Origin of the sequence: Chimaeribacter californicus (assembly GCF_002858675.1) — a bacterium.
GTDB lineage: Bacteria > Pseudomonadota > Gammaproteobacteria > Enterobacterales > Enterobacteriaceae > Chimaeribacter > Chimaeribacter californicus.
The window spans coordinates 1-1,976 of sequence record NZ_PJZF01000053.1 but is presented as its reverse complement, the minus strand read 5'-3'; the positions used below and the strand labels follow the sequence as shown (position 1 = coordinate 1,976).

The following is a 1,976-nucleotide window of genomic DNA, read 5'->3' as shown; positions in this document are numbered from 1 at the left end:
CGGTGACGGTATCGGGGCAACCACGGCTGACGTCCTGGAGGAAAAGCATGGTGTTATGGCGCAGCGTATCCGCTGGGGCTTGCCGGTGCATAACCGGGCGCTGAAGAAGCACTATTCCAATCAGCGAGCTTATGCCAATGTCCAGGCGGCCAATGCGGTGCGGCAGGGGCGCATGAGGCTGGATCCGGATGCAAAGACTGCTGACCAGGCAAGCAAGATACCGGCATCACTGAATGAGGCGGGGCAATGGGTGATCATGAAAAAGGAACAGATGAGGCTGAAACTAAACCTTCGATCGCCCGACCGGTGGGATGTTTATTGCTTTACCCAGCTGGCAGATTACGTGCCGGCCAGTGAGGTATTGAGTCGGGCTGACGAGAGTCGCAGGAGCGAAGCGGAGGATTGGCTTAACAGTTGAAGCCACCAGCGAGGGCTGGTGGTTATTTATGGTCGCTCCCGGCGGGGTTAAGCTCCCCGGGGGCTTTAGCAGCACGCTTTACCTGGGCACTTTTCTTGTCTTTCGCCAGCCCTTCCTTCTTGGCCTTCCTCTTCATTGCCTGGTCAATCCTGTACTGGACTTTACCCTCGGCGCGGCGCTCCTTGGCTTCCTCTTTCATGATCTCTTTCATCTCTTCTACTTCAGAAAGGATGTAGACATTACAGCCGGTAAGGAAGCGGATAGGTAAAGGCTCAACACGGTCATAAACAGAGATACGGCCATTGAGGCGGCTGGCACCTTCATTGACGCTGGTGACGTGCGTGCCATCAAAGAAAACGCCATTTCCTGAAGCACGAACGGGAATGGTGCGCTCGGTATGGGTGTCGTACTGGCATATCAGGTCGGTGTAGCCGGTGCGGCGGGTGCGCAGCTTGGTGCCTTCAGGCAGTGACTCAATGATTTTCAGGTCATGCTCGAGGCCGTCTAACGCCAGCTTACGCGCGTCCTCTTCCTTAATGTACTCATTGGCCTGGCGAATAGAAATCTGAATGGATTTTATTACATTACTGGCGAGGATGGTGCTCTGTGCAGCGGCATTAGCGTAGAAGTAGCGAACGCTGGTGGCACCAGTAATCAGTTTTGGTACGGGATGGAAAAGCCGGCGGGCAGTGCCCAGTTCTGGATATTCGTCGAGGGTGGCTGCGTACTTCTCCCAAAGCGCGATGTCGGATTCAAACTTAATAAGGTATTCAGGTGGAACAATAACAATGGGGCGGTATTTCAACCCCTCTGTTGATATGTCACTCGCTACTGCCATCTCCAGGGCATTATTCAGGAACGACTGTCGAAACTCCAAGAATTGTTTGTATATTTTTTCTGCACGCGCAAAGTCTTTCATCTAAATGTCTCTATAAGAAGCCGGAATCTCCGACCTCTTAAAATAAACATTTATTTAGTATAGATCTACAGGGGGATAGGTCTTTTTGTCCGGTTTTCGGGGGAGTAGTGCGTTAAAGTACGTAACAGACGTGGGTTTGAAGCAGGCGTTTGAGGCTGGCACGGAATTGACGGGTTACTTTCTGGCCGCTGAGTTCTTTCAGCGTAATGAAGTGAGCCAGCAGTTGTTGTACCCCATTTGGGCTACAACGGGTAACATGTAACTGATGCGCTGCTAATGAAATGTCTTCTGCCATTGGTAAAGAATTATTACTGATCATCACACGAAACCCTGAGAAAATTTGTCAACTGCTAACGCTATTTTCGGAATGTCCCTATATACCATTAGCGCGCGCAGGCTTGAAAGGTAACGCGTTACATAAATGCACCTTTTGAGTTAAAAAGTGCTGAAGTGGTGTGAATTTATACAGTTCTGATCATAAATGGAACTGGTACCATTATTAATTATAACGCCCCGTTATAGTTCCAAATGAAATAACCATCTACCTATCTTCGCGTTTTTGGAATAAGCTTGTGACCTCACGAATTCGCCAACGAAATATAGTGCAGAATATATTTCCTTGGCGTTTTTTGGTATTTT

General features: G+C 49.5%; 2 protein-coding genes and 1 pseudogene. 1 reads left to right on the top strand and 2 read right to left on the bottom strand.

Going from position 1 to position 1,976, the window contains the following annotated elements; translation table 11 throughout:
• Nucleotides 1-418, top strand: a pseudogene (locus CYR55_RS22665) (terminase); the annotation flags it as partial.
• 22 nt (nucleotides 419-440) lie between these two features.
• Here the strand turns inward: CYR55_RS22665 and CYR55_RS22660 are convergent.
• Together CYR55_RS22660 and CYR55_RS23425 are read right to left on the bottom strand one after the other, a co-directional pair.
• Complete coding sequence (locus CYR55_RS22660; protein WP_101818560.1) at nucleotides 441-1,337, bottom strand: hypothetical protein; 897 nt, start codon at nucleotides 1,335-1,337, stop codon at nucleotides 441-443.
• A 112-nt stretch (nucleotides 1,338-1,449) separates the two neighbouring features.
• Nucleotides 1,450-1,659 (bottom strand): hypothetical protein, encoded by a 210-nt coding sequence (locus tag CYR55_RS23425; protein WP_146001031.1) that lies wholly within the window; start codon nucleotides 1,657-1,659, stop codon nucleotides 1,450-1,452.
• Between the last annotated feature and the right edge of the window lie 317 nt (nucleotides 1,660-1,976).